The sequence below is a fragment of the Stenotrophomonas sp. 05L44_2 genome, assembly GCF_056665995.1.
This window is the reverse complement of record NZ_JBFTNR010000485.1, coordinates 1-5,653: the sequence shown is the minus strand read 5'-3', so window position 1 is coordinate 5,653 and position 5,653 is coordinate 1. Positions and strand designations below refer to the sequence as shown.

3 protein-coding genes are annotated in these 5,653 nt (G+C 67.4%); 1 reads left to right on the top strand and 2 read right to left on the bottom strand.

Annotated features, from left to right (window positions below; all coding sequences use genetic code 11):
- The coding region (gene ettA / locus AC1VAN_RS16150; protein ID WP_480986185.1) for an energy-dependent translational throttle protein EttA at positions 1 to 1,439 on the bottom strand (1,439 nt) is incomplete at its 3' end.
- Positions 1,440 to 1,691: 252 nt separating this feature from the next.
- Between ettA and AC1VAN_RS16145 the strand changes: the two genes are divergently transcribed.
- Positions 1,692 to 2,168 carry an RcnB family protein gene (locus AC1VAN_RS16145; protein WP_480986184.1) on the top strand — a complete coding sequence of 159 codons (477 nt, stop codon included), beginning with the start codon at positions 1,692 to 1,694 and terminating at the stop codon, positions 2,166 to 2,168.
- 92 nt (positions 2,169 to 2,260) lie between these two features.
- On the opposite strand, the gene AC1VAN_RS16140 is transcribed toward AC1VAN_RS16145, so the two are convergent.
- Positions 2,261 to 5,380, bottom strand: a complete 3,120-nt coding sequence (locus AC1VAN_RS16140) for an autotransporter domain-containing protein (protein ID WP_480986183.1) — start codon at positions 5,378 to 5,380, stop codon at positions 2,261 to 2,263.
- Between the last annotated feature and the right edge of the window lie 273 nt (positions 5,381 to 5,653).

Here is a 5,653-nt window from a genome sequence, read left to right as displayed (position 1 = left end):
GTTTCGATGTCCAGATCGTTGGACGGTTCGTCGAGCAGCAGCACGTTGCCACCCTGCAGCAGGGTCTTGGCCAKGTGCARGCGRCCACGCTCACCACCGGACAGCGAACCGACCATCTTCTGCTGGTCCTGGCCCTTGAAGTTGAAGCGGCCSAKATAGGCGCGCGACTGGATCTCGATGCCGTTGATGTTGAGGATGTCCAGGCCGCCCGCGATTTCCTGGAACACGCTGTGGTTGCCTTCCAGCGCGTCGCGGCTCTGGTCCACGTAGGACAGCTGCACGGTCGGGCCGACCACGATCTCGCCGGTGTCCGGCTTTTCCTGGCCGGTGATCATCTTGAACAGSGTCGACTTRCCGGCRCCGTTSGGGCCGATGATGCCGACGATSGCGCCSGMSGGCACSAGGAAGYTSAGGTTGTCGAWCAGCAGGCGGTCGCCGAACTTCTTGSWGACGTTCTTGAATTCCATCACCGCCTGGCCCAGGCGCTCGCCCGGCGGGATGAAGATTTCATTGGTCTCGTTGCGCTTCTGGTAATCGACCGACTGCAGCTCTTCCAGGCGGGCCAGACGGGCCTTGCCCTTGGTGCGGCCGCCCTTGGCGTTCTGGCGCGACCACTCCAGTTCCTTCTGGATCGCCTTCTGGCGAGCCTTTTCCTGGTTGTCTTCCTGCTTCAGGCGCTCATCCTTCTGGGTCAGCCAGTCGGTGTAGTTGCCCTTCCACGGAATGCCGCGGCCACGGTCCAGTTCCAGGATCCACTCGGCGGCGTTGTCCAGGAAGTAGCGATCATGGGTGACCGCCACGACGGTGCCGGTGTAGCGCGCCAGGAACTGYTCCAGCCATTCCACCGACTCGGCGTCSAGGTGGTTGGTYGGTTCGTCGAGCAGCAGCATGTCCGGCTTCTGCAGCAGCAGGCGGCACAGSGCCACRCGRCGCTTTTCACCACCGGACAGCTTGCCGACGATGGCATCCCACGGCGGCAGGCGCAGCGCATCGGCGGCCACGTCCAGCTGGTTTTCCAGCGTGTGCGCATCGCCGGCGGCGAGGATCGCCTCCAGGCGCTCCTGTTCCTTGGCCAGCGCGTCGAAATCGGCGCCTTCTTCGGCATAGGCGGCGTAGACCGCATCCAGCGCAGCCTGTGCCTGCAGCACTTCGCCCACGCCTTCTTCAACCGCTTCACGCACGGTCTTGGTCGGGTCCAGCTCCGGTTCCTGCGCCAGGTAGCCAACCTTGATGCCGGCCTGCGGACGGGCTTCGCCCTCGAAATCGGTGTCCACGCCGGCCATGATCTTCAGCACGGTGGACTTGCCGGCGCCGTTCAGGCCCAGCAGGCCGATCTTCGCGCCCGGGAAGAAGGACAGCGAGATGTCCTTGATGATCTGCCGCTTGGGCGGGACCACCTTGGACACGCGGTTCATGGTGTAGATGTATTGCGAGGACATGAGGTCTCCGTAGGCGCGACCCTGCGCCCGGTCCGTCACGGGGAACTTCCCGTTGCGGCAGCGGGCACAGACTGAATGGAATACCCCCAATTATAGCCGGAACCGCTTACGCCCCGCGCCGTCCGCAGCGCCCGGGGCTGGCCGAGGACTGAATGGGCCGTCACAGTCCCGCAGCGGGAAGCGTTTCCAGCCGGAAACGGTTCAGATCGAATGCGCAATATGGGCTCACCACCCACCCAGCAGAGGTCTCCCATGCACATCCATCGACTCATGGCCGGCGCCGTGGCCTCTGTACTGGCGCTGGGCGCCATCGCCCCGGCCTTCGCCGACAACGATCACCGTGGTCGCGACCACGACCGCCGAGAATGGCGCGAAGATCGCCGCGAGTGGCGCCACGACCGTCGCGACTGGGAACGCGACCGCCGTGAAGCGCGCCGTGACTACCGCCACGACCGCCGCTACGACCATGGCTACTACCGCCCGGCACCGCCGCCGCCGCGCGTGGTCYACAGCCCGGGCTACCGGCCCGGCTATGGCTATGGCTGGCAGCGCGGCCACCGCTACCGCGATTACTACCGCGGCCCGATCTACGTGGTGAACGACTACCCGCGCTACCACCTGCGCCGCCCGCCGTCCGGCCACCACTGGATCCGCGATGACCGCGGCAACATGCTGCTGGTGGCCGTGGCAACCGGCATCATCGCCGACTACATCATCAACAACCGTTGATGCAGCGCCGGGGTCGGATCCCTTTCCAACGGAAAGGGCTCTGACCTGATCGGAAAAAAAAAAGAAGGGCGCCACAAGGCGCCCTTCTTCATTCAACCGGCCAACCTCCCGGTCAGAACGCCACAGACCAGTCCAGCTGCGCCCCCACATCGCGCTGGCCATCGCCACGGCGGCCCTGCATCTGCAGCGCCACGCGGCTGTTGTCGGTCGTGCGGCAGGCGATCGCCGCCAGCCACCTGCCAGCCTGCGCGCGCGGTCAGCGCCGCACGATCACGCTGGCCACCGCTGATGTCCCAGTCCGCGCGCAGCGCGGCCAGGCCGGTGCGGTAACGTGCGCTGCCGCTGTTCCACTGCAGGGCACTGTGGCCGCCGTGTTCCTGGCTGCCGTCGCTTTCCAGGCGCACCTGGGCCACTTCGATTTCCGGGGTCAGCTGCAGGCGCGCGCCGCCGAAGGTCCAGCCGGCACGCAGGAACGCGGTCGTGCCGGTGGCGTCCTCGCGGGCGGACAGGCCTTCGTCCAGGCGGGTGCCGACCTGTGCCGTGCGCGTGCTGTCGGTGCGGTAGTCGGCACGGCTGACACCTGCACGCAGGCTCAGGCCCTGCCAGCGGTACTGGCCGTACACGCCGTACTCGGTGCTGTCGGTTTCGCTGCGTGCATCGCGCTGGGCCAGGCGGCTGACCAGCTGCTGCTGGCCGGCGGCCACGCCCACTTCCAGCGATTCACCCAGGCGCCAGCCGGCACCGGCCATGACGCCGTGCTGCGACGAACGCAGGCCGGTGTTGTCCGCGCCGGCATCGGTGCGGCGCTGGCCGGCGTTGCCGCCGATCCAGGCGTGCACGCCCGGGGCGATCTCGGCACCCATCGTGGCACCGTCCAGATGGCGGTCGATGCCCTCGTGCAGGAAGCGGTTCTGCAGCAGTGCGCCGCGGTGCGCGGCATGGATCTCGCCGCTCAGGCTGTCGAAGGCCGGCACCACCTCGGCCAGGTCCAGCCGTACCACCGCCTCATACACGGCGTTGCCATTGCCCAGCGCTTCCACCGCGCCGGCCACCGCCTTCTGGTTGGGGTTCACCACCACATCGGGGAAGGCCAGATCGATATCCGGCATGGCGATATCGTTGCGGGCCAGGGTCAGGTAGACGTTGCTGGCGTCGTAGTCCAGCGTGGGGGTCAGGAAGGCCAGCGTGCTGCTCACGCCGGAGAACGTGCCCTGCACGCCCTGCGTCGCGCTCAGGATGGTGTAGCGGCTGCGTGGCTGCCAGTCACCCTCGCTGGCGATGGCCACCGTGTTGCCACCCTGCAGCGTTGCGCCGCCGCCCACCTGCACGCGGTCGCCGGCGCCATCGGCGCCCAGGTCCACCAGGTAGCGCGAGCCGTTCTCCATCAGCAGGCTGCCGGTCATCGACAGCATGCCGAAGGCCGTGGCCGAACCCGGTGCCAGGGTGGCGCCGTCGCGGATGACGACGTTGCCCAGCTGGCCGTCACCGCTCAGCTCGGTGCCAGTGCCCAGGTCGGCCAGGCCGCCCAGGCGGCCATGCACGTCAAGCGCGCCGGCCTGCACGCGCGTGGTACCGGTGAAGCCGCTGCTGTCGCCCGACAGGCTCAGCAGGCCCGCATCCAGCTTGACCACATCGCCCGCGCCGGACAGCACGTTGTTGAACAGGGTCTGGCCATTGCGCTGCAGCTGCAGCGTCGCGCCCGATGCCACGTCCACCGCGCCACGGATCGCACCGTTGCCAGCCAGCACAAGGGTGCCCTGTTCAATGCGGGTACCGCCGCTGTAGCTGTTGTTGGCATGGGTGGTCAGCGTGCCGCTGCCGGTCTTGCGCAGTGCGCCGGTGCCGGTCAGGCGGCCGCTGAACATCGCATCGACCTGGTCGGTGTCCACCGTGGCGACACCGTCCAGCGCCATTTCAACGTTGCTGGTGAAGGCCTTGCTGGTCAGGTGCAGGGTGCCATCGGCAATCAGCACGTTGGCCGTGCCGGCGCCCTGGTAGATCAGGCCGCCGGCCAGGTTCAACGTGCCCTGCCGACCAATGGTCAGCGAGCCACGGCTGCCGCTGGCGCCGGCCAGGCCCAGCGCGTCGTTGACCGTCAGCGCACCGCCGTCATACACCGACACGCTGCCGTTGCCCTGATTGCCGACGGTCAGGCGGCCCATGCTGGCCGAACTGCCAGCGTCGGCCACGCGGAAGCTGCCTTCGCCCTGCGTGTTCTCACCCACGCCCACGTTGCCTGCGGTCAGTGCGGCGCCGTCGAAGACATTCAGTTCGGCCACCGCGTTCTGGCCCACGGCGATGAAGCCGGTGGTGGCGGTGGTGCCCGCGCCGGTCAGCACCAGCACGCCATCGGGCACGCCCGGAGTGTGCCGCTGCTGGCCCAGCAGGGTGCTGCCCTGCACGGTCAGCGTGGCGCCGTCGGCGACGGTCATCGTGCCGGTGCCGGAAACGCCGATCAGCAGGTCACTGCTATTCAACCAGCTCGAATCCTTGCCGGTCACCGTGGCTTCGCCGCGGGCCACGCTGCTGTAGCTGCCCAGACGGGCGATGCCGGTCTGGAAGCTGCCACCGTTACGCACGTTCACCGTGCCCATGCCCTGCGCGCCCACGTGGATCTGGTCGGTGGCAAAGCGCGAATCCTTGTCGGACACGGTCAGCACGCCACTGCTGCCCATTTCCGAGGCCACCCACGTGCCCTGGGCGTTGATCACCTGGCCGCCATCAAGCACGTCCAGGAAGCCGCTGCCTTCATGGCCGACGCCGATGCTGTTGTTGCCGATCCACTGCGAACCGGCGCCGGTCACGGTGACCTTGCCGGTCGAGCCGGCCAGCGTCGCAATGAAGATGGCAGTGCTTTCCAGTACGCCGCCGTTCTGGATGAACAGCTCGCCGCTGCCGCCATGGCCGATGTCCACGCGCCACGAATCAGCCCTGATCGCATCCACCACGACCGGGGTCACGCTGTCGATGTAGGCGTGGTTCTCGACAGTCAGGTTCGGATCGCCGTTGCTCCACGCACCCGGCACATACCAGTTGCCATCGAGCTGGCTCGGATCGCGCACGGTGACCGTCGCAGCAATCGCCGTGGTGGGGCCGCTCATGGCCAGGCCGATCGCCAGGGCCAGCAGACTGGTGGAAAGAGTACGGGAGGCGCCGGAAGTGCGACGCGGTGCCAGCGTCATTGCCGGCGAAGCTTGGTGCGAATGGGTCACGCGGATTTTCCCCTGTATGGACAGGGCGTATCGGCCGCGCAGGGGAGGGCTTTAGGTTTCTGAATATAAACAATTCAGAGTTGCAAGGAAGCGGGTCACACTTCCGGATATTCCGGGAATGGAGTCGCTGCCCAACACCGCTGCGGATTACACACGCAGGCGCGCCAGCACATCATGCCACAGCGCAATGCCCAAGCCCCTTCCGCTGCGGTCGCCCGGGCCCTCCAGCCCGCTTACAATCGCAGGCCCCGCTGTTCCCTCCCTGCCTGGAGT